Source organism: Ruegeria sp. S84 (assembly GCF_056583445.1).
Genome location: NZ_CM152618.1, coordinates 1,286,865 through 1,311,379 on the forward strand (window position 1 = coordinate 1,286,865; position 24,515 = coordinate 1,311,379).

The window sequence follows — 24,515 nt, forward strand, 5'->3', positions numbered from 1 at the left end:
CCTTTTTTCATAAACATGATTTTAAAGGTCGTCCAGCGACCTTCGCTCTTATGGGTAGAGCTTCATTGACGCATGCAGGTTGCTGGATCGGCTCAATCCCATCCTCTATTCAATTATCTTCCATCGTGACCACAACTTTACCGAGAGCCTCGCGCCGTTCGAGCCTCCCAATTGCCTCTGCCGCCTGGGTTAGCGGAAATCGTGCACTGATACGGGGTGAAATCTCTCCCGAACCATACAGGCGGAACAACTCGGCCAGGTTCTGTGCGTGCCCTTTCGGGTCGCGAAATACTGACGCGCCCCAGAACACCCCGACGATCTGACAGCCCTTGAGCAAAGTCAGGTTCAGCGGAATGCTGGGGATGCCGGCAGGAAAGCCAACAACCAGATAACGCCCGCCCCATGCCATACTTCGCAAGGCGGGCTCAGCGTAGTCTCCGCCGACCGCGTCGTAGACCACATCCACACCTTCGCCCCGGGCCAGTGCCTTTATCTCGGCGGACAGGGCCTTTTGCGCTTCGCGGTCCAAATCGCGTGGATAGATCAGCGTCTGGTCTGCACCAATATCTCTGCAAAACAATGCTTTGTCTTCAGACGAGACCGCCGCGATCACATGTGCCCCCATCGCTTTGGCTAGCTCGATCGCCGCAGACCCAACGCCACCGGCGGCCCCCAGAACAAGTACTTTTTCACCGGGCTTAAGTAGCGCACGGTCCTTGAGGGCGTGGTATGAAGTGCCGTAGGTGAAGACAAAGCTAGCCGCATCTTCAAACGGCATCACGTCGGGTATCTTGACGGCAGTCGCTGGTTTGAGCTTCAGATGCGTAGCGAACCCTCCGTGCCCTGTGAGCGCCAGAACCCGGTCACCAGGCGCGAAGTCTGTGACGCCTTCTCCGACCGAGACAACTTCTCCGGCGATTTCACCACCTGGCGCAAAGGGGCGGGGTGGTTTTATCTGATAGAGGTCCCGGATCATCAGCGTATCAGGGAAGTTCACCCCGGCGGCGCGGATACGCAATACAATTTCATCTGACTCAGGGGTTGGATCGGGCAGGGTGGTCAGTTCCAAACTCTCGGGGCCGCCTGGTGTGACGCTGAGTAATGCCTGCATGTTTTTCATTTGCCTCTTGCTTCACCTGTTTTGAAATCGTTGGATTGTCAGCACGTATTGTCAAGAAGACCTCACGCCAGAATCCCAGATCGCCTGAATGGAGTGCACATGACGCCCGAGACTTTGTTTTCGCTCAGTGGAAAGACGGCACTGGTAACGGGGGGTGCCACCGGTATCGGTCGAATGGCGGCCGAGGCGTTGGTACGTGCCGGGGCGCATGTACTGATCGCTTCTCGCAAAGGCGAGGCATGCGAGGAGGTTGCAACAGAGTTGAACGCTCTGGACGCGCCAGGCTCGGCCGAAGGGTTTGCTGGCGACATCAGCAGTGAGGCGGGTATAGATGCGCTGGTAGATGAAGTCAAAAACCGCACTCAAGCGATTGATATACTGATGAATAATGCAGGTGTGTCTTGGGGCGCGCCGATGGGGCAGTTCCCTCATTTCGCTTGGGACAAAGTCATGTCGGTTAATGTCGCAGGCGTATTTGATCTGACCCAAAAATTGCTGCCAATTCTGATGAAATCCGCAACCGACGAGGATCCTGCGCGGGTCATCAATGTAGGTTCGGTCATGGGTGAAGTTCCGATGGGTGACGGGGCCTACAGCTATTCCGCGTCCAAAGCGGCGGTTATTCACCTGTCCAAAATCATGGCTAAAGAATTGGCACCCTACAGAGTTACGGTGAATGCGCTGGCCCCGGGACCATTCGTATCGCGCATGACGGCCTTTGCTACCGAGGACGAAACCAAGCGCGCGCGGGTCGGCAAAGGTGTTCCACTGGGCCGGGTTGGCCAGGCCGAGGATATCGCTGGTTGCATGTTGTTTCTATGCGGTCGCGGAGGCAGCTATGTCACTGGCGCGGTCATCCCTGTCTCCGGCGGGATAAATGTGCAGACCGGTGGCAATATCTTTGCCGATGCCCTTTAGCCGTGGGTTCATACGCAGGCTGAATATATGACACACACTGAAAACACTTTGGATATCAAGTCCGTCGACGCTTATCTAGATACGCATCTTGTTGGGTATCATGGCCCTCTTGAAGCTACAAAATTCACCGTGGGTCAGTCGAACCCAACCTATCTGCTGCGTACGCCGGCCAAATCCTATGTTCTGAGACGCAAGCCGCCGGGCATATTGCTGAAATCCGCACATGCAGTGGATCGGGAATTTCGCGTACAAGCGGCGCTGGCTGGTAGCAAAGTGCCCGTCCCGCAAGTACATCTGCTTTGTGAAGATGACAGCGTCATAGGCTCTGCCTTTTACGTGATGGAGCATCTGAAAGGGCGCACATTTGTCGACCCTGTCATGAAAGGCGAAAACAATGCGACGCGCACGGGTGTGCTGAAAGAGATGAATCGCGTACTGGCCGAACTGCACATGGTCGATATCGATGCGGTGGGCCTTTCGGATTTCGGACCTCCAGGCAACTATTTTGAGCGGCAAATTGCCCGTTGGACCAAACAATATCGCGCCTCTGAGACCGAAAAAATCGCCGAGATGGATCAGCTGATCGCCGAGCTTGAGTGCCAGATCCCCGAGGATGATAATCAAAGAACACTGGTTCATGGGGATTACCGAGATCGACAATCTGATGTTCGAGACGCATGGCACCGCCTGCATCGGAGTGCTGGATTGGGAGCTATCGACCATCGGTCACCCATATGCGGACCTGGCGGCCGTCATCATGCAATGGCAGCTGCCTCCGGGCAAGGAGGGTCGGGGATTGGCTGGCGTAGATCGGTTAAGCCTTGGGCTACCGTCAGATCAGGACTTCATCGCCGAGTATTGCGCGCGCCGCGGCCTAACGGGGATTGAGAATTTTGGCTTCTACCTTGCTTTCAACTTCTTTCGGATGGCCGGCATTCTGCAAGGTGTCTACAAGCGGGCCTTGGATGGAAACGCATCAGACCCGGCACGCGCTAAGGCTTTCGGTGCCTATGTGCCGGTCTTCGCCCAACACGGATTATCTGCGCTGCAAAAAACGTAGGCAGTATTCTCGGCGCCCTTCAACAAATCCAGCAAAAATCGGCAGAATTCGCTGTTGCCTAGGGTCTTACGAAGGCAAGATCGGCCTGATCAAGATGGAGTTGCCTCATGGGATTTGATCCGACCGCGCAGACCCACATCCGCCAATGGATGCACAGATATGTTGAGCAGAAGAAATACGCAGGCAGCGCCCTTCTGATCCACCAGAACGGGCAAGAGGCATTCTTTCACGCATGTGGCCGCCGCTGCATTGAAACCGACCTCGCGTTCCAGCGCGATAGCCTGGTTCGGATCTATTCGATGACTAAGCCTGTGACGTCCGTTGCTTTGATGATGTTGGTGGAACAAGGGTTGTTTCATCTAGATGCCCCGGTTTCCGATTTCCTGCCAGAGTTTGCAACCATGCAAGCCTTGGTCCCGGGCGCAACGCAGTTGAACCAGACCGAGGACGCGCCAACACCCAGCTTGCATCAATTGCTGACGCACACCAGCGGGCTGAGCTACCCGTTCAATCCCGGCCTTTTGCCAATGGCCATGGATGAGCTCGATCTGATCTTTTCCCCGAAACAAGGCCCGCTGGCGGATCGGGTTAAAGTGCTGGCAGGGTTGCCGCTGGCTTTTCAGCCAGGCAGTCGCTGGGAGTACTCGGTCGGGATCGACGTGATTGGCCGCGTGATAGAAGTTGTATCAGGCAAACCGCTGGACGTGTTTCTGACAGAACACATCTTTCGACCACTTGGGATGAGTGAAACCGCGTTTTCAGTGCCTGATGGGGCAGGGGACCGATTTGCCTCGCTCTACACCCCGCTCGAAGGCGATGCCATGGCGCTGAATGCCGCAAAATCGGGTGGAGAAACATTGCGGTTGGTGGATCGGGCCGGAGAGTCCCCGTTTGAGGCGGCAACGACCTTTTCTGGCGGTGGCGGATTGATCAGTACCATCGACGATTACAGCAAGTTCGCCGAGTTGTTGCGAAACAAAGGAACCGCAAATGGCGCGCGATTGCTCGGACCGAAGACCGTAGAATTCATGTATCGTAACCACTTACCGAGCGATATCGCCTCAATGGGTCCACAAAGCTTTGCCGAGCAACCCATGGAAGGCACAGGCTTTGGCATCGGAGGCGCGGTGGTACTGAACCCGGCGCCCACCCGAGCCCCAAGCTCGGTTGGCGACTATGGCTGGGGCGGGATGGCCTCCACCTATTTCTGGATCGATCCGGTCAACGCGCTGTCGACTGTGTTTTTTACACAGCTCTCGCCATCCAGCTCTTATCCATCCCGAGCCGAGTTAAAGGCGCTTGTTCACGCGGCGCTCGTTGAATGATCGGTGTTTGAGTGATACCGGAAAAGGCCAAGACGCCGGAGAGCCCCGAATGACCGAAGCCGAACGCATATTGCTTGATCTGCTGAATATCGAACCGCTTGAGGTCGATTTGTTTCGCGGAACCGGTTCTGGTGGCGAGACACCAACGCGTATCTTCGGCGGGCAGGTGATCGCGCAAGCGCTTGCCGCAGCGTACAGGACGGTCGAGGATCGTTTATGCCATTCCTTGCACGCCTATTTCATAAGGCCCGGAGATCCGTCAATTCCGGTTATATATCAAGTGGATCGCGCGCGCGATGGAGGTTCTTTTACAACCCGCCGCGTGGTTGCGATCCAGCATGGCAAGCAAATTTTGAACATGTCGGCCTCGTTTCACAAGCAGGATGACGGATGGGAACATCAGCATCCGATTCCGGACGTTCAAGCGCCCGAGCACCATCCATCGCGTGACGAATTGCGCGAAAAATACCTGGATCGCGTTCCCGAAAAGCTGAAAGCTGAATTGCTGCGCGAGCGCCCGATCGAAGTGCGCGAAATCGATCCGCTGGATCTGTTTGCACCCGCAAAGGCAGATGACAAGAATCACGTCTGGTTTCGCATGGGCGCAGCGAACCACGCGGACACCGTCACACAACATCTTCTATTGGCCTATGCCTCGGATATGAGCTTGCTCAGTTCCGGAATGCGGCCCCATGGGCTGAGCTGGTTCACTGGTGAAATTGATGGGGCCAGTCTGGACCATACAATCTGGTTTCATGCGCCCGTGCAGTTTCAAAACTGGCATCTGTATTCGATGGAGTCGCCGTGGACAGGGCAGGGGCGCAGCTTCAATCGGGGTTCGATCTTCTCGCAGAATGGCGAATTAGTTGCATCCGTCGCGCAAGAAGGCCTGCTCAGAAGACGGAAACCGCGCTAAGAACTGCCAGCAAACCTTTGATTAAGCTTCGTCATTCCACCTAACCATCGGTCGTAGTCTTCTGTTTTTAAACGCATATAGTCAAGCACTTGTGGATGCGGAAGAATCAAGAAACGTTCATCCGCCAGCGCCTCGACACAGGCTTGGGCGACCTCATCAGGTTCAATTATTCCGTCAATCGCGGCGACCGAATCCTCATGTCCACGTATCATCTCGGACCGAACGGCCTGTGGACACAGAACTGAGACCCTGAGACCTTTGTCGCCATAGGTCATCGCGACCCATTCAGCAAAACCCACAGCCGCATGTTTGGTTACGCCATAAGGGGCTGCGCCGGGTTGATTGAGCAATCCAGCCGCTGAAGCTGTGATCATTAAGTAACCACCATCACGCGCAACCATCCTTGGGATCAGGTGCCGCGCGGTCCAGACATGAGACATAACGTTGATCTGCCAGATGCGGTCCCATTCAGCATTCGGCACTTCAAATCCACCTAGGGTGAGTATTCCCGCATTGGCAAAGAATAAATCAATCGGAGCGATCGTATCCTCGACAGTCTCAATCAGATTTCGAATATCACTTTCCTTGGACACATCACAGCTGAGTGCATCACCGCCAATTTGCGCCGCCACGGCCTGCGCGCCGGCAAGGTCGATATCGGCGCAGACTACATGCGCACCTTCTTCTGAGAACCGCTTGGCAAGACCTTTACCTATGCCATTTGCAGCGCCAGTGATGACGACGGTCTTCCCAATCAGAACCATTGCATAGCTCGTGTCTTACTTCTCAAACACAGCGTAACATATTGGCAAGCCTCGACCAATGTGTGTTCTATAGTCGTGGCTCGCTTGCTAAGTTTTTTACATAATACCGATTATACGATTAATAGATGCGATCTCAGTAAAATGCCTGTAGCCCGGTTTGCGCCCGCCCCAGGATCAATGCATGAACGTCGTGCGTGCCCTCATAGGTGTTGACTGTCTCAAGATTGATCATGTGACGCACCACCTGGAACTCAAGTGAGATACCGTTGCCGCCGTGCATGTCACGCGACATCCGCGCAATGTCCAATGCCTTGCCGCAATTGTTACGTTTGATGATCGAGATCATCTCAGGCGCAGCTTCAGCCTGATCCATCAGACGACCGACGCGCAAGCTTGCTTGCAGTCCCAAAGAGATTTCGGTCTGCATCTCTGCCAGTTTGCGTTGAAACAACTGGGTCTGCGCAAGTGGTCGATTGAACTGTTTACGATCCAAGCCGTATTGACGCGCTGCGTGCCAGCAGCATTCCGCGGCCCCCATCGCACCCCAGCTGATACCATAGCGTGCGCGGTTCAGGCAGCCGAACGGTCCCTTGAGACCCTGAACATGTGGAAGCAAAGCGCCCTCGTCCACCTCAACGCCATCCATGACAATTTCACCTGTGATCGAAGTACGCAGGCTCAGCTTGTTCTCGATCTTCGGTGCGCTAAGGCCCTTGGTGCCTTTATCCAGCACGAACCCACGAATCTTGCCGTCATGCGCATCTGACTTGGCCCAGACCACATAGACATCTGCGATCGGTGCGTTTGAAATCCACATCTTGCTGCCGGTCAGACGATACCCGCCATCAATCTTCTCGGCGCGGGTCTTCATCGCCGCCGGGTCCGAACCCGCATCCGGCTCTGTCAGGCCAAAACACCCAATCCATTCGCCACTTGCCAGTTTCGGCAGATATTTGCGACGCTGTTCTTCGCTGCCATAGGCGAAAATCGGGTACATCACCAACGAGCTTTGCACCGACATCATCGAGCGATAGCCGGAATCCACCCGTTCAACTTCCCGCGCCACAAGTCCATAAGATACGTAGCTTGCACCGATCCCACCATATTCTTCGGGGACTGTCGTGCCCAACAGGCCCATTTCACCCATTTCACGAAAGATCTCGGGATCGGTTTCTTCGTTTGCAAAAGCCTTGGTGACACGCGGCTGCAATTTCTCCTGGGCGTAAGCGCGCGCGCTGTCGGCAATCAGGCGTTCATCCTCTTCCAACTGGTCCGACAAGCGAAATGGGTCGTCCCAGTTGAAACGTCCAAGGTCAGGCGCATCTTTTGCGCGCAGGACAGGCTTTGTATCTGGAGCGTTCATTTTGCTTCTCCGAATTGAATAGGTTCGCGCAACTATAATCTGAGTAATATTCAAAAAACAGCGAGACATTTGCATTGTTTCATGATCAAAACGCATAGATGGACACCAAGCGCCCTATCCTGCCGCCTATATCCGCGCTGCGCGCGCTTGAGGCTTTGGATCGCCTTGGATCAGCCTCGGCAGTTGCGCATGAAATGGCACTGACGCAGAGCGCGGTCAGTCGGCAACTGCAGACGCTTGAAGCGCATTTGGACGCAGAATTGGTCAGCCGTGATCGCAAGCGATTGTCACTGACAAAGGCTGGACAAGACTATGTACAAGAAATTCGGCCAGCCTTGTCTCAGATCGCGCAGGCGGCGCTGAAACTGCACATTTCCCCTGTCGGTGGGACATTGAATCTGGCGATTCTGCCGACATTCGGAATGCGCTGGCTGGTACCGCGTCTGCCGGATTTCGCCCGCCGCCATCCGGATATCACAATCAACATGACCACGCGGTTGCGACCGTTTAGTTTTGCTTCGGAACCCTTTGATGCGGCTTTACATTTTGGGGAACCTGATTGGCCTGGAACTGATCGCTTACTATTAAGTGTCGAGCGGGTTTTGCCCGTCTGCGCGCCCGAGCTTTTACCCAAAGGCACTCCGACCTCACCCCGCGATCTGCTAAAACTGCCGCTGCTGCATATCCAGACAAGACCGCGCGCCTGGCAGGACTGGTTTCAACAGATGGGTGTCACGCACCCGTATCCCCTGCCCGGCACCGTCCACGACCAGTTCAACACCATCAACCAAGCCGCGCTGCACGGCCTGGGTGTTGCCTTGTTGCCAAACTATCTGGTGGAACAAGACCTTGCGACAGGTAGGCTGGTTGCAGCCTTCCCTGACGCGATAGAGACGATGGGGGCATATTATCTGGTTTGGCCGCGCGAAAAATCGGATGACGGATCATTGCGAGAGTTTCGACACTGGCTTGCTTCTCAGGCCCAGACCGAAGAAGCACTGCCACGTTAGCCGAGCGCGTACCCTGCCCCGCGCACCGTTCGCACCGGATCTTCGCCGCCATGTTGAGTCAACGCTTTGCGCAGACGACCGATATGAACATCAACAGTACGCGTGTCGACGTAGATATCGCGGCCCCATACGCGGTCAAGCAACTGCTCGCGGCTCCAGACCCGGCCGGGCTTTTCCATGAATGTGCTCAGCAACCGGAACTCGGTCGGGCCCAGTTTTAACAGCTTGTTGTCGCGGCTGACCTTGTGGGTCTCAGAGTCCAGTATGATATCGTCAAACTCCAACCGGATTCCCACGGTTGCCGGGCGCACTCGGCGCAGTTGCGTTCGCACGCGCGCCATCAATTCGACAACCGAGTAAGGCTTGACCACATAGTCATCCGCGCCTGTTTCCAGGCCGCGCACTTTGTCGACCTCTTCGGAACGTGCCGACAGCATGATGATTGGGATCGATCGGGTGTCGGGCCGCGTTTTCAGGCGGCGGCAGACCTCGATACCGCTCAGATTGGGCATCATCCAGTCCAGAACGATGATATCCGGGCGATCTTCTTCGACTAACAACAAAGCCTCGTCGCCATTAGCGGCGCGCGTAACGCGGAACCCTTCGGCGTCCAGATTGTAGGCCAGCACCTCTCGCTGTGCCAATTCATCCTCAACAACCAGCACAGTCGGTTGATCAGCGGACATGACTGAGATCTCCTAGATCGTTTGCGACGTGTTGTCGGCTTTGGGGCGCGCTTCGCTGGGTCTCTCGCCGGTGACGAGATAGACGACCTGCTCGGCAATGGCGGTGACGTGATCGCCCATGCGTTCGATATTTTTTGCGATGAAATGCAGGTGCATACACGATGAGATGTTGCGCGGATCCTCCGCCATGAAGGTCAGGAACTCGCGAAACAGGCCGTTATACATCTGGTCCACTTCCAGATCCCGTTCGATCACGTCCTGCGCCAGCTCAGCATCACGCTGGATATAGGCATCCAGCGCGTCGCGCAGCATCCGCTCGACCTCGCGCGCCATTCGGCGCAGAGCGGCGGCACTGCCGTTGATTTCGCCGGCATTCACCAGAACGGTCGTTCGCTTGGCGATGTTCTTGGAGTAATCTCCAATCCGTTCAAGGTTGGTCGCAACCTTCAGCACGGACAGCACCAGCCGCAAATCGCTGGCCGTCGGTGCACGCAAGGCAATCAGGCGCGCGGTCTCTTCATCAATCAGTTCTTCCAGTGCGTCGATAGCCTTGTCGCCTTGACGCACTTCATTTGCCAGTTCTTCGTCGCGGGTCTCCAGCGACCGGGCTGCGCCCATAATGGCGGCTTCGACCAGTCCACCCATCTTCATGATGTGTGCTTGGATGGCCTCAAGGTCGCGGTCGAACGCGGATGCAATATGTTGTTCGCTCATTGCAGTTATCCTGTGCTCAGCCAATCCGGCCGGTGATGTAACTTTCGGTTCGGGGATCTTCGGGGTTGGTGAAGATCTGCCCGGTTTCGCCGAACTCAACCAAGTTCCCCAGATGGAAAAACGCTGTCTTCTGACTGACCCGCGCGGCCTGTTGCATCGAATGGGTTACGATCACCACTGAATAGCGTGAACGCAGTTCGTCAATCAGTTCCTCGACCTGCGCGGTTGCGATTGGGTCGAGCGCCGAACAGGGTTCGTCCATCAATAGCACCTCAGGCTCGGTGGCTACGGCGCGCGCGATGCAAAGACGCTGTTGCTGACCACCAGAAAGGCCGGTACCGGGGGCATCCAGACGGTCTTTGACCTCATCCCAGATCGCACCACGACGCAGAGATTTCTCTACGATTTCATCCAGTTCTGCCTTATTCTTGGCAAGGCCGTGGATACGCGGACCGTAAGCCACGTTGTCATAGATCGATTTGGGGAACGGGTTCGGTTTTTGAAAAACCATGCCGACCTTGGCACGCAACTGTACCGGATCGACGCGCTTGTCGTAAATGTCTTCACCGTCCAGCAGGATATCACCCTGCACCCGGCAAATGTCGATTGTGTCGTTCATCCGGTTCAGACAGCGTAAGAAGGTGGATTTACCGCAGCCAGAGGGACCGATGAAAGCCGTCACAGTCTTGTCTTCGATATCGACGCTCACGTCCTTAATGGCGTGGGTCTCACCGTAGTAGACCTGAACCTGCTTGGCGTTGATCTTGATGTCTTTGGAGTCCACGGTTCTCTCCACTCGTGTCATATCGTTCATTTTAAACCCCTCCTACCAGCGGCGTTCAAAGCGGCGGCGCAGGATGATAGCGATGATATTCATGGTCAGCAGGAACATCAAAAGGATGATGATGCCGCCCCAGGCTTTCTCGTAGAAACCCACATCGGCACGCGCGGCCCATGTGTAGATCTGTGCCGGCATGGCCGAGTTCGGCTCGGTGAAGCCCGCTAAAAAGCCATCGGGATAGCCTCGGGCGACAAAGCCCACCATGCCGATCAACAGCAACGGAGCAGTTTCACCCAGCGCCTGCGCCAGACCAATGATGGTACCAGTCAGGATACCGGGCGCGGCCAACGGCAGCACGTGGTGGAAGACGGCCTGCATCTTCGAGGCCCCTACCCCCAACGCCGCGTCGCGGATAGACGGGGGAACCGCCTTTAGCGAGGCTCGGGTCGAGATGATGATCGTTGGCAACGTCATCAGGGTCAGGACCAGACCACCCACCAGCGGCGCCGATTGCGGCAGGTGCATAAATTGGATGAACACGGCCAGACCCAGGATACCGAACACGATAGACGGAACGGCGGCCAGGTTCGAAATATTCACCTCAATCAGGTCGGTAAATTTGTTCTGCGGCGCGAATTCTTCCAGATAGATCGAGGCGGCGACCCCAATGGGCAGCGATAGGCACAGCACCACCAGCATCATGAAGAACGAGCCAACAACTGAGGCACCAATACCCGCGCCACCGGGGTTATCCACGCCCGAGTCCGCACCAGTGATGAACGGCCAGTTGAATGCCTGCTTGATGATCCCTGCCTCTTTCAACGCGTCCACCAGATCCAGATCGCTGAGTTGCAGGAAGCGGCTGTCCTGCAGGGTGTCACGAGACACCCGACCCTTGAAGTAGCCATCCACACGGCTTGAAGCCGCCAGATCGAACATGATCGGCTCACCCAGCTTGCTAGGATTATCGGCATAGAAGGTTCGGATCGTACCGCCGATTTTGCCCAACAGACGCTCGATGGCATCCTGATCGAAATCCACGGTGATGCCACTTTCGGCTAGTTGTTCATTCAGTTCCGCAATGAACAGATTGGAGTAGGCCTTTGTCTTGAACATCGTGCCTTCGGCTTCATCGCGCTGCGCTTCGCTCAGCGTGAATTCTAAACTGATCACTGTGCGCTGGAAGGCCGGGATGCCCTGCGACAGGATTGAGGCAAACAGCACAATCAGAAAGAACAGTCCGGTCGCGATAGCGACGATCCCGTAGGCGCGAAAACGCTTTTCGGCAGCCGCGCGTTTTTTGGTCCGGGCATCGGATGCAGTCAGCGAGGTCGAGGTATTTTGCATGCTGGCGTCGGTCATTCGTACTGCTCCCGATACTTGCGCACGATATAAAGGGCGAAAACGTTCAGCCCCAGAGTGAGGATGAACAGCGTCATGCCAAGCGCGAAGGCGACGAGGGCCTCGGGCGAGGCGAAATCGGCGTCGCCCGTCAGCTGGCTGACGATCTTGGCGGTGACGGTGGTCATGGCCTCGAACGGGTTCAGGTCCAGACGCGCGGCGGCCCCTGCCCCCAGAACCACGATCATGGTCTCACCGATGGCGCGCGATGCTGCCAGCAGGATCGCTCCCACGATCCCGGGCAAGGCTGCGGGCAAAACGACCTGCCGGATGGTCTCGGATTGTGTGGCCCCCAGCCCGTAAGAGCCATCACGCATGGCCTGAGGCACCGCGTTGATGATGTCGTCGGAAAGCGACGAAACGAACGGGATTAGCATGATGCCCATGACAAGACCGGCGGTCATCACTGCCGTACCGGCTTTCATCCAGCCCAATCCGTCATCCCCGAACACGCTCAGCAACAGCGGGCCAACGGTCAGCAGAGCGAAAAGGCCGTAAACGATGGTCGGGATACCGGCCAGCACCTCAAGCATCGGTTTGGCGATCGAGCGCACGCGTGAAGAAGCGTACTCACTGAGATAAATCGCAGCGAAAAGACCGATTGGCACGGCCACCAACAACGCCACCAACGAGATATAGAACGTGCCCCACAGCAAAGGGATGATACCCAGATCTGATGCCCCACCACGGCCCGAGAAACTGGGCGCCCAGGTGGTACCGAAAAAGAATTCTGATGCCGGGTAAAGCTTGAAGAACTCCCACGTATTGAAAACCAGCGAAAGGACGATGCCGACCGTTGTCAGGATCGCAATCGACGCAGCCGCCAGCAGCATCACACGAATTCCCTGCTCAACCACATTGCGGGCACGATATTCAGAATGCGTCTGTAACCAACTGAACACAGCCCCGGCCAAGGCGACCAGTATCACAGCGGCGGACATTATCGCGTAACCGGTTGAATTTATCGCCCGATAGGCTTGAGCTGCATGCAAAACCGTCTGCGTGATGTCCGAGGTTACGACTTGACCCGCGTCCTTCAACTTTTGGGTCATCTCGGAAATATCCGCCCGCGCATCCTGTGCGAGCGTTTCGGTGAGATGTCCCTGCGCAACGGCACTGTCCAGACCATTTGCGGTCCGACGCACCTCGGCCATAACAAGACTGCGCGACGATCCTTCCTTGATCGCCGTTTCGGGAACCATCTCCGAGACCTGAGAGTTAACGTAGAGCGGCTGAACCAGCAGCCAGACGATCAGCAAACCTAAGGCGGGAACTATGACTTTCAGTGCGACGTTAGCGCCATAAAACGAGGGAAGAGAATGCAGATTGCGGCTGTCCCCTCCGGCACTTTGCAAGGCGCGCATTCGCCCCAAAACATATCCGACTGCCGCGATCGCAAGCACGATCAGAATGAGCCAAAGAATTGGCATGACGCCCCCATAGGTCTTGATCGGGATTAGGGAAAAATTGGGGGCGACAGAAAACGCCGCCCCCAGTCAATTCAATCGGGGTGAGGGATTAGCTGCCCGAACCCAAGGTTACTTCGTTGGCAATCGCGTCCTGCGTTTTTGCCAGTTCAGGATCGGCAACCAGACCGTAGTTGGCCAGCGGGCCCGAGGGACCAGCAATTTCTTCATGAGTGAAGAACTGGGCGTATTCTTTCAGACCGGGGATCACGCCGATATGCGCTTTCTTGACGTAGAAAAACAGCGGGCGCGAGACGGGGTATTCACCCGACGCGATGCTCTCGGTCGACGGTGCGATACCACCCATCGTAGCCACTTTCAGCTTGTCGGTGTTGTTCTCGTAGAACGCCAGACCAAACACGCCGATACCATTGGTGTTGGTGTCGATGCGGGCCAGAGTTTCGGTGTAGTCACCGTCGATATCGACCGATTTGCCGTCGGTGCGCACGTCCAGGCATGCATCTTCGGCGTCATCTTCGCTTAGGCCGCCCGCGACCATGGCTTCCATCGCGCCCGTCGCTTCACAACCTGCCAGCAGAACTTTGTCTTCGAACACTTCGCGGGTGCCGTGCTTGGTGCCCGGGATGAACATTGCGATTTCCACATCCGGCAGGTCAGCGTTGAACTCGGCCCAGCTGTTGAAGCTGTTGTCGACCAGCGCGCCATCTTTCATCACTTTCGATCCGATGGCATTGTAAATATCCGCAGGCTCAAACGCCGTGAAGGCAGGACCCGACTGCTGGCTTGCAAATACGATGCCGTCATAACCGATGCGGACTTCCATGATGTCGGTCACACCGTTTTCGGCGCATGCTTTAATCTCTTTTTCACGGATGGCACGCGATGCGTTTGCAACGTCGATCGTGTTTTCACCGACGCCTTCGCAGAAGCGTTTCAGACCGGCGGACGAGCCGCCTGATTCAACAACCGGTGTGGGGAAGTCGGTATTTTCACCGAACAGTTCTGCAACGATTGACGCATAAGGCAGAACGGTGGAAGAGCCAGCAACTTGAACGTTGTCACGCGCAGCAGCAGTGGTTGCCGAGACGGCAGCGATAGCCAGCGCAGAAGCCGACAGTTTTACAAAGGACATTTCAGTCTCCTTGAAAAGGATGGGTACTGATCATCCCCATGATGATCTGAGCGCAGCACTATGACGCCTGCGTAAGCCTTTTGTGACAGGTATGTAACGGTTTCATGACAACTCATGAATTTCTCAGAAATTCTTAACTTGACGAAGCGTCACCCCGTAAAGCCTGCGTTTGGCACGCCCTCAGCGTGGTAGAATGACCGTAAACGTCGCTCCCTGCCCCGGTTCACTTTCCACACGCAACCTGCCCCGATGGCGATTGACGATATGCTTCACGATCGCAAGCCCCAGACCGGTTCCGCCCAACTCGCGCGAGCGGTGACTGTCTGCGCGATAGAACCGTTCGGTCAACCTGGGCAGGTGTTTGGCATCAATACCGGGCCCTTGATCAATGATCTTGATCCGTACCGCAGGACCGCGCATCGCCGTATCCCGCTCAGACAGGGTTACGACCACACCGACCTTGCCACCGCTGCCCCCGTATTTGATCGCGTTTTCAACGAGATTGGTTATCACCTGACGAAGCTGATCGCTGTCTCCGACCATCTCGATCGACTCGTTTGGGGCATCCAACGAAACAACAACACTGGCATCATCCGCCAGCGGTCGCAGAGTGTTTAAGGTCGATTGAATCAGACCTGTCAGTTCCAATGGCTCTTTGGGTCTGACCCGTTCTTCACTTTCCACTCGATTCAGCGACAGCAAATCCCCCACAAGCCGGTTCATCCGATTGGCCTCATCCGCCATGATCTGAAGAAAACGGTCGCGGGCGGCGGTGTCATCGCGGGCGGGGCCTCGCAATGTTTCGATAAACCCCATCAAGGCCGTTAGCGGCGTGCGCAATTCATGGCTGACATTGGCCACAAAATCGCGCCGCATCTGACCTGCCTGTTCCAGATGCGTGATATCTTGAAATACCGCCAATACCGCCTCGGTCCCACCGACGAATCTGCACTGCACCTCAAACGTCGTATCCTGAGCACCATCATTGGAAAGATGCCGCGCTTTGCCGGGTTGCTTCGAGCGCAGGCATTGTTCGACGGCATCGATGACCTGAGGTTGGCGCAGGATCGTGGCAAAATGCCTGCCTTCGATTGCGTGCCCCAAAAGCGTCCGTGCCTCGCTATTTGCGGCGACAATACGCTCGGTCTGACCGACCAGCACGGCGGGCATAGGAATGGCAGAAACCAATTCGGCAAGCAGGGTATCCGTCATGCGCGTTTAGACCGGACGCAATGTTTGGCGAAACTTGCGCATGTTGTCCTGATAGTGCAGCGCACTCAGCGTTAGTTTCTGGGCCGCCGCCTCATCAAGCTGCCGCACAACTTTGCCCGGCGAGCCCATGACCAACGAATTATCGGGAACCTCTTTGCCTTCGGTGATCAGCGCCCCCGCCCCGATCAGACAGTTCTTTCCGATCTTCGCTCCGTTTAGAACGATAGCCCCCATACCGATCAGCGTATTGTCTCCGATCGTGCAACCATGCAGCATGACCTTGTGACCAATTGTGCAGTTCTTCCCAATGGTCAGCGGATAACCCGCATCGATGTGCATCACGCAGTTTTCCTGCACATTGCTGCCTGCGCCCACACGGATTTCTTCGTGATCGGCCCGGATGGTGCACCCGAACCAGACCGAAGCGCCTTGTTCCAGGACTACTTTGCCGATCAAGTTGGCGTCGGGGGCTACCCAGGTGTCTTCGTGAATTTGCGGCGAGTGATCGCCCAAGGCATAGATGGTCATGACAAGCCCTCGAACTCGGTCTGCAACGAGCGAATGTGGTTCTGCAGGCTGGGCTGTTGGATGCGACGCATGCGTTCTGCGCTGACGATGGTTTTCAGCTTTTCCTCGGTGGTATCCAAATCATCGTTGATCAGAACATAGTCGTAGTAGCCCCAATGGCTGATCTCATCCCAGCTTTTCAACATGCGCTTGGCGATCACGTCTTCGCTGTCCTGCCCACGCCCTTCCAGCCTGCGGCGTAGTTCACGGATCGAGGGCGGGAGGATGAAAATCGACAACGCATGCTTGCCCAGATCCGAATTTCGGATCTGCACTTCACCCTGCCAGTCCACATCGAACAACACATCACGCCCTTGCGTAATAGACTCGCGGACCGGTCCAGCAGGAGAGCCGTAGAAGTTGCCGAACACATGCGCGTGTTCCAGCATCTGCCCATCCGCCACCTGCTGTTTGAACTCGTCCTCGGATAGGAAGTAATACTCCCGGCCGTGCTCCTCACCCGGGCGCGGAGCACGGGTGGTGGCCGAGATCGAGAATTCCAAACCGACATCCCATTGCATCAAACGGCGGGCCAGAGTGGATTTACCTGCGCCCGAAGGCGAGGACAGTATGATTAATAGACCGCGGCGATCCGCCATGTGATGTTCCCGTCCTTATTCCACGTTCTGCACTTGCTCGCGCATCTGATCGATGACCGCTTTCAGCTCCAACCCAACCGCCGTCAGTTCGGCATTCTGCGATTTCGAGCAAAGCGTATTGGCCTCACGATTGAACTCCTGCATCAGGAAATCCAGCTTTCGCCCAACCGGGCCGTCTTGCGTTAAAAGGGAACGCGCCGCAGTGACATGGGCCTTCAACCGGTCAATTTCTTCGGTAATATCGGCCTTGACCGCGATCAGGGCCAGTTCTTGTGCAACGCGATCAGGGTCCGCACCTTGCGTATTGTCGAGAACGCGTGTCAGATTTTCGCGCATGTTTTGCGCCATTTCCTCGCGGCGACGCTCGGCCAGATCAGCGGCCTGATCCGTCAACTTTGCGACTTGGTCGAGTTGTCCCGCAAGAATGCCTGACAGAGCTTCACCTTCGGAACCGCGCATCTCAATAAATGAAGCAAGCAAGCCACCGAACTCAGATTTCAGGTGCTCGACAAGTTGGGCTGGATCATCCGCGTCAGCTCCGGCTTCCAACATCCCTTTCAACGCAAGAAGATCACTGGCTTTGGAGGGAGCCAACAATACGCCCCGCGCGCCTGCAAGCGCTTCGGTCTGGGCCAGTGCATCCAGCGCAGCTTCCATCGCTGGGGTATTCAACCGGACATCCGCGGCGGATTCTTCCCGTCCCATCCGAAGGGACAGCGTGATGTTCCCTCGGTTGACCTGCTTCGACAGATCGCCTCTCAGCGCGGCCTCTAGCCCTGTCAACCAATCGGGGAGCCGCAGTCGCAAATCCAGCCCCTTGCCATTGACGCTGCGCAATTCCCAAGTCCAGCTATGGGGACCAAACGCCCCCTTGCCCGAGGCGAAACCGGTCATGGATTTGATCATGCCTGCCCTTTCCGTCAAATTCACTGGTCGCACCTAATGCCATTGACCAGCAAGGGGCAAGACCTTGCTCATTCCCCAATCAATGCCAAGAGGTTAACCATTCGTTAAAGAATTGCTCCAAAATTGTATTAACCCGTGTCAATCTGACAGTCAGAAAAGCTGGCGGATCGCAGCTTTGCCCATTAGATGGCATTTTAGGAAAATCGCGAGTGATTGACGGTAGGGTGATGAAATGAAAACCTTTTTCGGGACTGGTTCCGGCTCAGAACTTGGAAAGATCATCGCAATGGACCGATTTGACAACGGGCGAAGCCTTTCTCCCATCCGTCAGGCCGAAGCCTATTGGACCGCCTTGCTGACAGGTGAAGGCGTTCCGATGCGCTCGCAGATCGATCCGCGCGGCCTGGAGAATATTCTCGAATACACATTCATACTGGAACGCATCGCGCCGGGTTTGGCCCGGTTTCGGCTGGCGGGAAGTCACCTGAACAATCTGGCGGGCATGGAAGTTCGCGGTATGCCTCTAACGGCTTTTTTCGAACCGAGCGCCCGCGATGATGTCAAATCCATTCTGGACCAAGTCCTCACCGGCCCCGCAGTTGCTGAACTGGGCTTGCTTTCGAAAGGCAAGCTCGGACGAACCAGCCTTCAGGCCCGCATGATCCTGCTGCCGCTTAAAAGCGATCTGGGCGACGTCAGCCGCATTCTTGGGGTCATGGTCAGCGACGGAACCATCGGGTCGACACCGCGTCGCTTCATCGTCTCGGATCGCCGCGTCAACACGATCTCTGATTTGCAACAGCCTCCGAGGCCTGTCCAACAGCAAGCAGAGGGGTTCGCTGAAGACCAGACCACGTTCAAAGGGGCACCGCACTTAAGGTTGGTATCATCACGTGACGACTAAATGAAAACGGCGGGCATGAGGCCCGCCGTCTTACTAATTCAGGATGTATTCGAAGTCAGCTTGCAGCGCGCTTGCTGCGGTCACGACGTAGGTTGGTCAGTTCTTCCGCAACAAGGAATGCAAGTTCCAGCGACTGCGAGGCGTTCAGGCGCGGGTCACAAGCTGTGTGATAGCGATCCGAAAGATCCTCTTCGGTCACCGCGCGCACACCTCCGGTGCATTCGGTGACATCCAGCCCTGTCATCTCGAAATGAACACCACCGGGGATCGTGCCTTCAGCCTGATGTACGCCAAAGAAATCGCGTACTTCGCGCAGCACGGAATCAAACGGCCGGGTCTTGTAGCCGGTCGCGGATTTGATCGTGTTGCCATGCATCGGATCGCAGACCCAAGTAACCTGTGCGCCCTCTTCCTTCACCGCTTTGACCAGACGCGGCAGATGCTCACCCGCTTTACCTGCACCAAAGCGCGCGATCAGAGTCAGACGCCCCTCTTCGTTTTCGGGATTCAACTTGGACATCAGAACCTTGAGGTCTTCGGCACTAGTTGTCGGGCCACATTTCAGACCAATCGGGTTCAGAACACCCCGGCAGAACTCGACATGCGCGCCGCCGGGCTGACGGGTCCGATCGCCGATCCAGATCATGTGCCCAGAACCGGCCAACCAATTGCCCGAGGTCGAATCCAGACGGGTCAACGCCTCTTCGTACTCAAGCAACAGGCTCTCGTGGCTGGTATAAAACTCCACCGATGAGAATTCGTGGGTGGTGTCGGCGGTGATGCCAGCAGCCCCCATGAAGTCAATCGAATCCTGAATGCGGTCGGCGATCTCAGAGTATTTCTGAACGTCTTGCCCGTCGGCAAAACCCAGCGTCCACGAATGCACGTGGCTCATATCCGCAAAACCACCGGTCGAGAACGCCCGCAGCAGATTCAGTGTTGCCGCCGCCTGTGTATAGGCCTGAAGCATCTTGTCGGGATTCGGAATACGTGCCTCGGGTGTAAAGGCCAGCTCATTGATGATGTCACCGCGGTAGCTGGGCAGCTCCACACCGTCCACAACCTCTGTCGGCGCACTGCGCGGTTTTGCGAACTGGCCCGCCATGCGGCCAACTTTAACCACGGGAACCTTGGCGCCGTAGGTTAGCACCATTGCCATCTGCAGCATCACCTTGAACGTGTCACGGATCGCATCCGCGCTGAACTGCTCAAAGCTTTCAGCGCAATCCCCGCCTTGCAACAGGAACGCTTCGCCACGACCCGCGGCTCCCAGATGCTGCTTCAGCCGTCGCGCTTCACCCGCAAAAACCAGCGGGGGATACTGCGAAAGCTGCGCCTCGACTTTGGCCAGCGCGGCCGCGTCGGTATAGTCTGGCATCTGAACCCGGGGCTTGTTGCGCCAGTTCGTTTTTTGCCATTCAGTCATAGCTTTTATCTCCGCTGAAGTATTTCAGGTGGCCTCTATACAAAATGCATGAATGAGAGGCCATATCCCTTTTGCGCCTCTTGACGCCATAATCAAGCTTTGAGCATGGTGACTGGCATATCCGCCACCGTGGAAATCCCGGTGCGCGCCGAATCAAGGACAGTTCGCCATGCAAGAGCAACGCCAAGTTGTCACTGTGGATCATAGCACAGGCAAGCCGCATAACTTTGTATTTGTGCTTTTGGACAAGTTTTCCCTTTTGTCATTCGCTTCGGCTTTGGACAGTCTGCGGATCGCCAATCGAATGGCCAACCGACAGCTTTATACCTGGACCTTGACGGGCGAAGGCGGTGAAACAGTGACTTGTTCAGCCGGTACTTCTTTCAATCTTGATTCTGATCTGACCGAATTGCAGCGTGACGACGTCGTCCTGATCTGCGGGGGGGTCGATGTACAAGCGGCAACCACCAAACGCATCCTGAACTGGGTACGCCGCGAAGCGCGTAAAGGGTTGAAAATCGGCGGTCTTTGCACCGCGGCCTATACGCTGGCCAAAGCCGGTTTGCTGGAAGGCAAGCGCGCAACGATCCATTGGGAAAACTCAGACAGTTTTGCCGAAGAATTCGACACAGTAGAGCTGACCAAGTCGGTGTTTTTGGTTGATGGCAACCGAATGACAACTGCTGGCGGCACATCCTCGATTGACCTGATGCTCAAGCTGATTGCCGAAGATTACGGAGAAGATCTGGCCAACGCGGTCGCTGATCAGATGATCTATTCTTCGATACGTACGGATCAGGACACGCAACGTTTGTCGACACCTACACGGATCGGCGTACGCCACCCCAAGCTCAGTCAGGTTATCCTGATGATGGAAAAGAACATAGAAGAGCCAATCTCGCCCTCTATTCTAGCCAAGGACGTAGGCATGTCGACGCGCCAGCTAGAACGTCTGTTCCGCCGCTATCTCAGCCGCTCGCCCAAGCGCTACTACATGGAACTGCGCCTGCATAAAGCGCGGAACTTGCTGATGCAGACCGATATGAGCGTCATCAATGTGGCGCTGGCTTGCGGCTTTGCCAGCCCGTCGCATTTCTCCAAATGCTACCGGGCGCATTACAACACCACGCCTTATCGCGAACGCGGTGCACAGAGCGGTCGGTTGTCTGTTTAATCCAAAGCCGCAGGGAAACCTTACAAATCTTTCGCAAAGTAGTGCAGGTGCGGCCGTAACATCGGTTGATCCAGATAGGTCGTGGTTTCGATTGGTGAGTCCAGTTCAACAAAACCAAGTTTGGGGTACAGGTCGCGCATTTCGACATTCGGTGTAAGCGTATCGGCGATGAGGCGTTTCAAACCCATATCACGCGCGGCCTGTTCCCGGGCTTCGATCAAGGCACGCCCGGCACCGGTCCCCCGTGCCTCCTCGGTCACAAAAACCCGCTTAAGTTCACCGGTTTGGTGATCAAATCGTTTCAGCATCCCACATCCAATGATGTCTCCGGCATCGTTTCGCGCCACCACAAGACATCCATTCGGGGGTAGGTAATCCTCTGTATGCGCCCAAAACTCCGCCAATGCGCTTTCGGGGGCCGCTGGTTCAATCTCAAAGCCCATATCCTGCATTCGTTGCACGATAAGCGCGTAATACTGTGCCAGGATCGTATTCAGTTCGCGCTTTGGCGGCATTGTTTCACAAAGCTCGATTACAAAATCACTCATTCAAATCTCCTGATCACCCTGAAGCCCGGAACAGATACACCGTGACCGAATGGCATAGAAGCAAACGCCCTAACTCCGTTTAATACCGTCAGAGGGGCGTCATTCGGTAAACCGCGCCTTGCCCGACGGAAATGAACCAGATCGACCCATCTGGTGCTTCGGCGATGTCGCGAACACGTTCGGTCTCGGGGCCTTCGATCTGCTCAGCCTCACGCAGAGGATCGCCCGCCAAACGTGCAATGTAGTCGAATTTCAAAGAGCCAACGAACAGATTCCCCTTCCATTCCGGCCAAAGTTTTCCGGAATAGACCATCAAGCCAGAGGGTGCGATGGAAGGATCCCAATAATGCTCGGGCTGTTCCATTCCTTGCTTCGACGTGCCTTCACCGATCTTCTGACCCGAATAATGAACGCCATACGAAATCACTGGCCAGCCATAATTGGCACCGGGTCTGATCAGATTAACCTCATCCCCGCCTTTTGCCCCGTGTTCCGAAACCCAAAGCCGGCCCTGCAGATCCAAATTGGCACCCTGCGGGTTTCTGTGACCAAACGACCAGATCTCGGGCCTTACATTGGAATCGCCAACAAAAGGGTTATCACTGGGAACTGAACCATCACGGTTGATCCGAATGACCGTACCCATGTGGTTCGTTCGATCCTGCGCAGCCGGGCGATCACCTCGGTCACCGATAGTGACGAACAACGTGCCATCATTCGCTTCAACGACGCGAGAACCAAAGTGGCGCCCGCCGGAGCCACCGGGAGAGGCCTCGAATATCACGCGCAGATTGGTTAGACGTTCTCCGTTTTCCGATAAACGAGCGACAGCGACAGCGGTGCCTGCACCGCCTCGTTGCGATTTGGAGAAAGTCAGAAAAAGCTCGCGGGTCCGATTAAAGTCACGCGCGATGGTGACATCTAGCAGACCGCCCTGCCCGTTCGCGACCACTTTTGGCAGACCCTTGATGCGCTTCGCCTCACTTCCGGCAACGTACAAAAGCTCGCCATCTCGCTCAGTGACAACAAAGCTGCCATCCGGAAGAATGCCAATCGCCCAAGGTGTATCAAGGCCTCTAACCACCTGAGTAACCTGAACCGGCCCGCCGGTTGTGTTGATGACATCGGACCAGCCTGCAATCGACCAGCACGACAGAATGAGAATCGCAAAAGTTCTGATCATATCGACCCAATCCCTAGTGGTGCACCGCAACAAACTGACCTAGCCTAACAAAACAGATAGGATTGCTGCTTTCAAAAGCACTTTTTTGTTAGGACTTTTCTTTTTCGGACAGCTTGCCTAGGGTCATGCCCAGAACGACGACGTTCAAACGATAAATAGGGAGTAACCTAATGAAAAAGCTGCTTACCGCTACTGCAGCAACCGCTCTGCTGGCGGGTACCGCTATGGCCGAGGACGTGAAGCTGGGCGTGCTGTTCGGCTTTACAGGCCCGATTGAATCGCTGGCCCCGGCCATGGGTTCGGGCGCAGAAATGGCGATGGCCGAGGTCACCGAATCCGGCAAACTGCTGGACGGCGCAAGCGTGACCGGAACCCGCGCCGATACCGGCTGTATCGACAATGGTCTGGCCACCTCGAACGGCGAACGTATGATTGCCGACGGCGTTGCCGGTATCATCGGCGGCGACTGCTCGGGCGTCACTGGCGCAATCCTGCAGAACGTCGCGATCCCGAACGGCATGGTCATGATCTCGCCGTCGGCCACATCTCCGGGTCTGTCGACCATGGAAGACAACGGCCTGTTCTTCCGCACCGCGCCGTCGGATGCGCGTGAAGGTCAGGTAATGGCAGACATCCTGAATGACCGTGGCATCAGCTCGATTGCTCTGACGTACACCAACAACGACTATGGCAAGGGACTGGCGGACGCGATCCAGTCCTCGTTCGAGGCTTCGGGCGGCGAAGTCACCATCGTTGCCGCGCACGAAGACGGCAAGGCCGACTATTCGGCCGAAGTTGGCGCGCTGGCCTCGGCCGGTGGCGATATTCTCGTGGTCGCAGGATATCTGGACCAAGGTGGTTTGGGCATCATCCAGTCGGCTCTGGACAGCGGAGCGTTTGACACGTTCGGTCTGCCGGGCGGCATGATCGGTGACTCGCTGCCGGCAAACGTTGGCCCCGACCTGAACGGCTCGTTCGGTCAGATCGCTGGCTCGGGCGGTGAAGGTGCCGAGAAGTACTTTGCCATGGCTGAAGCTGCGGGCTTTGACGGTTCGTCGCCCTACTCGCCGGAAAGCTATGACGCCGCCGCGCTGTTCATGCTGGCGATGCAGGCCGCAGGTTCGACCAACCCCGCTGAATACGGCGCGAAAATCATGGATGTCGCCAATGCTCCGGGTGAGCAAATCTTCCCCGGAGAACTGGCTAAAGGTCTGGAGCTGTTGGCTGCCGGTCAGGACATCGATTATGTCGGCGCATCGGGCGTTGAGCTGATCGGCCCTGGTGAAAGCGCAGGTTCCTATCGCGAGATCGAGGTGACCGACGGCGAAAACAAGACCGTCAACTTCCGTTGATCCAAGGTTAAAAGTCATAAAAACAAG

General features: G+C 56.2%; 23 protein-coding genes and 1 pseudogene. 8 read left to right on the forward strand and 16 right to left on the reverse strand.

Features of this window, described 5'->3' with window-relative positions:
• Positions 1-109: 109 nt before the first annotated feature.
• On the reverse strand, positions 110-1,111 hold the full coding sequence (locus AC1DFB_RS06530; RefSeq protein ID WP_170800824.1) for an NADPH:quinone oxidoreductase family protein: 1,002 nt from the start codon (positions 1,109-1,111) through the stop codon (positions 110-112).
• 108 nt (positions 1,112-1,219) lie between these two features.
• On the opposite strand from AC1DFB_RS06530, the gene AC1DFB_RS06535 reads away from it, so the two are divergent.
• The 4 genes and pseudogenes from AC1DFB_RS06535 to AC1DFB_RS06550 all read left to right on the forward strand — a co-directional run bounded on the left by AC1DFB_RS06535 (position 1,220) and on the right by AC1DFB_RS06550 (position 5,339).
• Positions 1,220-2,038 carry an SDR family NAD(P)-dependent oxidoreductase gene (locus AC1DFB_RS06535; protein ID WP_480922356.1) on the forward strand — a complete coding sequence of 273 codons (819 nt, stop codon included), beginning with the start codon at positions 1,220-1,222 and terminating at the stop codon, positions 2,036-2,038.
• Positions 2,039-2,065: 27 nt separating this feature from the next.
• Positions 2,066-3,098: pseudogene (locus AC1DFB_RS06540) on the forward strand (phosphotransferase family protein).
• 107 nt (positions 3,099-3,205) lie between these two features.
• Positions 3,206-4,423: a serine hydrolase domain-containing protein gene (locus tag AC1DFB_RS06545; RefSeq protein ID WP_480922357.1), complete on the forward strand. Its 1,218-nt coding sequence runs from the start codon at positions 3,206-3,208 to the stop codon at positions 4,421-4,423.
• Positions 4,424-4,472: 49 nt separating this feature from the next.
• Complete coding sequence (locus AC1DFB_RS06550; RefSeq protein WP_480922358.1) at positions 4,473-5,339, forward strand: acyl-CoA thioesterase; 867 nt, start codon at positions 4,473-4,475, stop codon at positions 5,337-5,339.
• On the opposite strand, the gene AC1DFB_RS06555 is transcribed toward AC1DFB_RS06550, so the two are convergent.
• Both AC1DFB_RS06555 and AC1DFB_RS06560 read right to left on the reverse strand, forming a co-directional pair.
• Positions 5,336-6,103 (reverse strand): SDR family oxidoreductase, encoded by a 768-nt coding sequence (locus tag AC1DFB_RS06555; RefSeq protein ID WP_480922359.1) that lies wholly within the window; start codon positions 6,101-6,103, stop codon positions 5,336-5,338. The genes AC1DFB_RS06550 and AC1DFB_RS06555 overlap by 4 nt on opposite strands.
• 133 nt (positions 6,104-6,236) lie before the next feature.
• Entirely contained in the window at positions 6,237-7,466 is a 1,230-nt protein-coding gene (locus AC1DFB_RS06560; RefSeq protein ID WP_170610671.1) for an acyl-CoA dehydrogenase, read from the reverse strand.
• A gap of 98 nt (positions 7,467-7,564) precedes the next feature.
• Here AC1DFB_RS06560 and AC1DFB_RS06565 point away from each other — a divergent pair, with 98 nt between their 5' ends.
• Positions 7,565-8,476, forward strand: a complete 912-nt coding sequence (locus tag AC1DFB_RS06565; protein WP_480922360.1) for a LysR family transcriptional regulator — start codon at positions 7,565-7,567, stop codon at positions 8,474-8,476.
• Here AC1DFB_RS06565 and phoB read toward each other — a convergent pair.
• From phoB to AC1DFB_RS06615, 10 genes are all read right to left on the reverse strand, one after another.
• Positions 8,473-9,162: a phosphate regulon transcriptional regulator PhoB gene (gene phoB, locus AC1DFB_RS06570; RefSeq protein ID WP_039535547.1), complete on the reverse strand. Its 690-nt coding sequence runs from the start codon at positions 9,160-9,162 to the stop codon at positions 8,473-8,475. The two genes, AC1DFB_RS06565 and phoB, sit on opposite strands and share 4 nt — an antisense overlap.
• A 12-nt stretch (positions 9,163-9,174) precedes the next feature.
• Entirely contained in the window at positions 9,175-9,876 is a 702-nt protein-coding gene (gene phoU / locus AC1DFB_RS06575; RefSeq protein WP_170393065.1) for a phosphate signaling complex protein PhoU, read from the reverse strand.
• 16 nt (positions 9,877-9,892) lie between these two features.
• Positions 9,893-10,690, reverse strand: a complete 798-nt coding sequence (gene pstB, locus AC1DFB_RS06580; protein ID WP_170393064.1) for a phosphate ABC transporter ATP-binding protein PstB — start codon at positions 10,688-10,690, stop codon at positions 9,893-9,895.
• A gap of 12 nt (positions 10,691-10,702) precedes the next feature.
• Positions 10,703-12,019 (reverse strand): phosphate ABC transporter permease PstA, encoded by a 1,317-nt coding sequence (gene pstA / locus AC1DFB_RS06585; RefSeq protein ID WP_170393063.1) that lies wholly within the window; start codon positions 12,017-12,019, stop codon positions 10,703-10,705.
• The gene (gene pstC / locus AC1DFB_RS06590; protein ID WP_170405796.1) at positions 12,016-13,488 is read right to left on the reverse strand and encodes a phosphate ABC transporter permease subunit PstC; all 1,473 of its coding nucleotides are present in this window, start codon (positions 13,486-13,488) and stop codon (positions 12,016-12,018) included. Before pstC ends, pstA begins: the two co-directional genes overlap by 4 nt.
• Positions 13,489-13,576: 88 nt before the next feature.
• Positions 13,577-14,617 (reverse strand): substrate-binding domain-containing protein, encoded by a 1,041-nt coding sequence (locus AC1DFB_RS06595; protein ID WP_170393061.1) that lies wholly within the window; start codon positions 14,615-14,617, stop codon positions 13,577-13,579.
• 180 nt (positions 14,618-14,797) lie between these two features.
• The gene (locus AC1DFB_RS06600) at positions 14,798-15,829 is read right to left on the reverse strand and encodes an ATP-binding protein (RefSeq protein WP_170393060.1); all 1,032 of its coding nucleotides are present in this window, start codon (positions 15,827-15,829) and stop codon (positions 14,798-14,800) included.
• A gap of 6 nt (positions 15,830-15,835) precedes the next feature.
• Positions 15,836-16,357, reverse strand: coding sequence for a gamma carbonic anhydrase family protein (locus AC1DFB_RS06605; RefSeq protein ID WP_170646059.1), 522 nt, complete (start codon positions 16,355-16,357; stop codon positions 15,836-15,838).
• Positions 16,354-16,995 carry a guanylate kinase gene (gmk, locus tag AC1DFB_RS06610; protein WP_170393058.1) on the reverse strand — a complete coding sequence of 214 codons (642 nt, stop codon included), beginning with the start codon at positions 16,993-16,995 and terminating at the stop codon, positions 16,354-16,356. Before gmk ends, AC1DFB_RS06605 begins: the two co-directional genes overlap by 4 nt.
• A 15-nt stretch (positions 16,996-17,010) precedes the next feature.
• Complete coding sequence (locus tag AC1DFB_RS06615) at positions 17,011-17,901, reverse strand: YicC/YloC family endoribonuclease (protein WP_170393692.1); 891 nt, start codon at positions 17,899-17,901, stop codon at positions 17,011-17,013.
• Positions 17,902-18,133: 232 nt separating this feature from the next.
• Between AC1DFB_RS06615 and AC1DFB_RS06620 the strand changes: the two genes are divergently transcribed.
• Positions 18,134-18,805: a PAS domain-containing protein gene (locus tag AC1DFB_RS06620; protein ID WP_480922361.1), complete on the forward strand. Its 672-nt coding sequence runs from the start codon at positions 18,134-18,136 to the stop codon at positions 18,803-18,805.
• A 55-nt stretch (positions 18,806-18,860) separates the two neighbouring features.
• Here AC1DFB_RS06620 and AC1DFB_RS06625 read toward each other — a convergent pair whose 3' ends face one another.
• Positions 18,861-20,231: a class II 3-deoxy-7-phosphoheptulonate synthase gene (locus AC1DFB_RS06625; protein WP_480922362.1), complete on the reverse strand. Its 1,371-nt coding sequence runs from the start codon at positions 20,229-20,231 to the stop codon at positions 18,861-18,863.
• A 169-nt stretch (positions 20,232-20,400) separates the two neighbouring features.
• Between AC1DFB_RS06625 and AC1DFB_RS06630 the strand changes: the two genes are divergently transcribed.
• Positions 20,401-21,405 (forward strand): GlxA family transcriptional regulator, encoded by a 1,005-nt coding sequence (locus tag AC1DFB_RS06630; protein WP_480922363.1) that lies wholly within the window; start codon positions 20,401-20,403, stop codon positions 21,403-21,405.
• A 20-nt stretch (positions 21,406-21,425) separates the two neighbouring features.
• Here the strand turns inward: AC1DFB_RS06630 and AC1DFB_RS06635 are convergent, their stop codons facing one another.
• Entirely contained in the window at positions 21,426-21,953 is a 528-nt protein-coding gene (locus AC1DFB_RS06635; protein WP_480922364.1) for a GNAT family N-acetyltransferase, read from the reverse strand.
• A gap of 88 nt (positions 21,954-22,041) precedes the next feature.
• On the reverse strand, positions 22,042-23,136 hold the full coding sequence (locus AC1DFB_RS06640; protein WP_480922365.1) for a PQQ-dependent sugar dehydrogenase: 1,095 nt from the start codon (positions 23,134-23,136) through the stop codon (positions 22,042-22,044).
• Between the two features lie 170 nt (positions 23,137-23,306).
• On the opposite strand from AC1DFB_RS06640, the gene AC1DFB_RS06645 reads away from it, so the two are divergent.
• Positions 23,307-24,488 carry an ABC transporter substrate-binding protein gene (locus tag AC1DFB_RS06645; protein WP_170393052.1) on the forward strand — a complete coding sequence of 394 codons (1,182 nt, stop codon included), beginning with the start codon at positions 23,307-23,309 and terminating at the stop codon, positions 24,486-24,488.
• The last annotated feature ends 27 nt before the right edge of the window (positions 24,489-24,515 follow it).

Bases quoted from the DNA above. Each gene is read 5' to 3' on its own strand.
- AC1DFB_RS06530 (WP_170800824.1), bottom strand. From the start codon at position 1,111: ATGCAGGCATTACTCAGCGTCACACCAGGCGGCCCCGAGAGTTTGGAA.
- AC1DFB_RS06535 (WP_480922356.1), top strand. From the start codon at position 1,220: ATGACGCCCGAGACTTTGTTTTCGCTCAGTGGAAAGACGGCACTGGTA.
- AC1DFB_RS06545 (WP_480922357.1), top strand. From the start codon at position 3,206: ATGGGATTTGATCCGACCGCGCAGACCCACATCCGCCAATGGATGCAC.
- AC1DFB_RS06550 (WP_480922358.1), top strand. From the start codon at position 4,473: ATGACCGAAGCCGAACGCATATTGCTTGATCTGCTGAATATCGAACCG.
- AC1DFB_RS06555 (WP_480922359.1), bottom strand. From the start codon at position 6,103: ATGGTTCTGATTGGGAAGACCGTCGTCATCACTGGCGCTGCAAATGGC.
- AC1DFB_RS06560 (WP_170610671.1), bottom strand. From the start codon at position 7,466: ATGAACGCTCCAGATACAAAGCCTGTCCTGCGCGCAAAAGATGCGCCT.
- AC1DFB_RS06565 (WP_480922360.1), top strand. From the start codon at position 7,565: ATGGACACCAAGCGCCCTATCCTGCCGCCTATATCCGCGCTGCGCGCG.
- phoB (WP_039535547.1), bottom strand. From the start codon at position 9,162: ATGTCCGCTGATCAACCGACTGTGCTGGTTGTTGAGGATGAATTGGCA.
- phoU (WP_170393065.1), bottom strand. From the start codon at position 9,876: ATGAGCGAACAACATATTGCATCCGCGTTCGACCGCGACCTTGAGGCC.
- pstB (WP_170393064.1), bottom strand. From the start codon at position 10,690: ATGAACGATATGACACGAGTGGAGAGAACCGTGGACTCCAAAGACATC.
- pstA (WP_170393063.1), bottom strand. From the start codon at position 12,019: ATGACCGACGCCAGCATGCAAAATACCTCGACCTCGCTGACTGCATCC.
- pstC (WP_170405796.1), bottom strand. From the start codon at position 13,488: ATGCCAATTCTTTGGCTCATTCTGATCGTGCTTGCGATCGCGGCAGTC.
- AC1DFB_RS06595 (WP_170393061.1), bottom strand. From the start codon at position 14,617: ATGTCCTTTGTAAAACTGTCGGCTTCTGCGCTGGCTATCGCTGCCGTC.
- AC1DFB_RS06600 (WP_170393060.1), bottom strand. From the start codon at position 15,829: ATGACGGATACCCTGCTTGCCGAATTGGTTTCTGCCATTCCTATGCCC.
- AC1DFB_RS06605 (WP_170646059.1), bottom strand. From the start codon at position 16,357: ATGACCATCTATGCCTTGGGCGATCACTCGCCGCAAATTCACGAAGAC.
- gmk (WP_170393058.1), bottom strand. From the start codon at position 16,995: ATGGCGGATCGCCGCGGTCTATTAATCATACTGTCCTCGCCTTCGGGC.
- AC1DFB_RS06615 (WP_170393692.1), bottom strand. From the start codon at position 17,901: ATGATCAAATCCATGACCGGTTTCGCCTCGGGCAAGGGGGCGTTTGGT.
- AC1DFB_RS06620 (WP_480922361.1), top strand. From the start codon at position 18,134: ATGAAAACCTTTTTCGGGACTGGTTCCGGCTCAGAACTTGGAAAGATC.
- AC1DFB_RS06625 (WP_480922362.1), bottom strand. From the start codon at position 20,231: ATGACTGAATGGCAAAAAACGAACTGGCGCAACAAGCCCCGGGTTCAG.
- AC1DFB_RS06630 (WP_480922363.1), top strand. From the start codon at position 20,401: ATGCAAGAGCAACGCCAAGTTGTCACTGTGGATCATAGCACAGGCAAG.
- AC1DFB_RS06635 (WP_480922364.1), bottom strand. From the start codon at position 21,953: ATGAGTGATTTTGTAATCGAGCTTTGTGAAACAATGCCGCCAAAGCGC.
- AC1DFB_RS06640 (WP_480922365.1), bottom strand. From the start codon at position 23,136: ATGATCAGAACTTTTGCGATTCTCATTCTGTCGTGCTGGTCGATTGCA.
- AC1DFB_RS06645 (WP_170393052.1), top strand. From the start codon at position 23,307: ATGAAAAAGCTGCTTACCGCTACTGCAGCAACCGCTCTGCTGGCGGGT.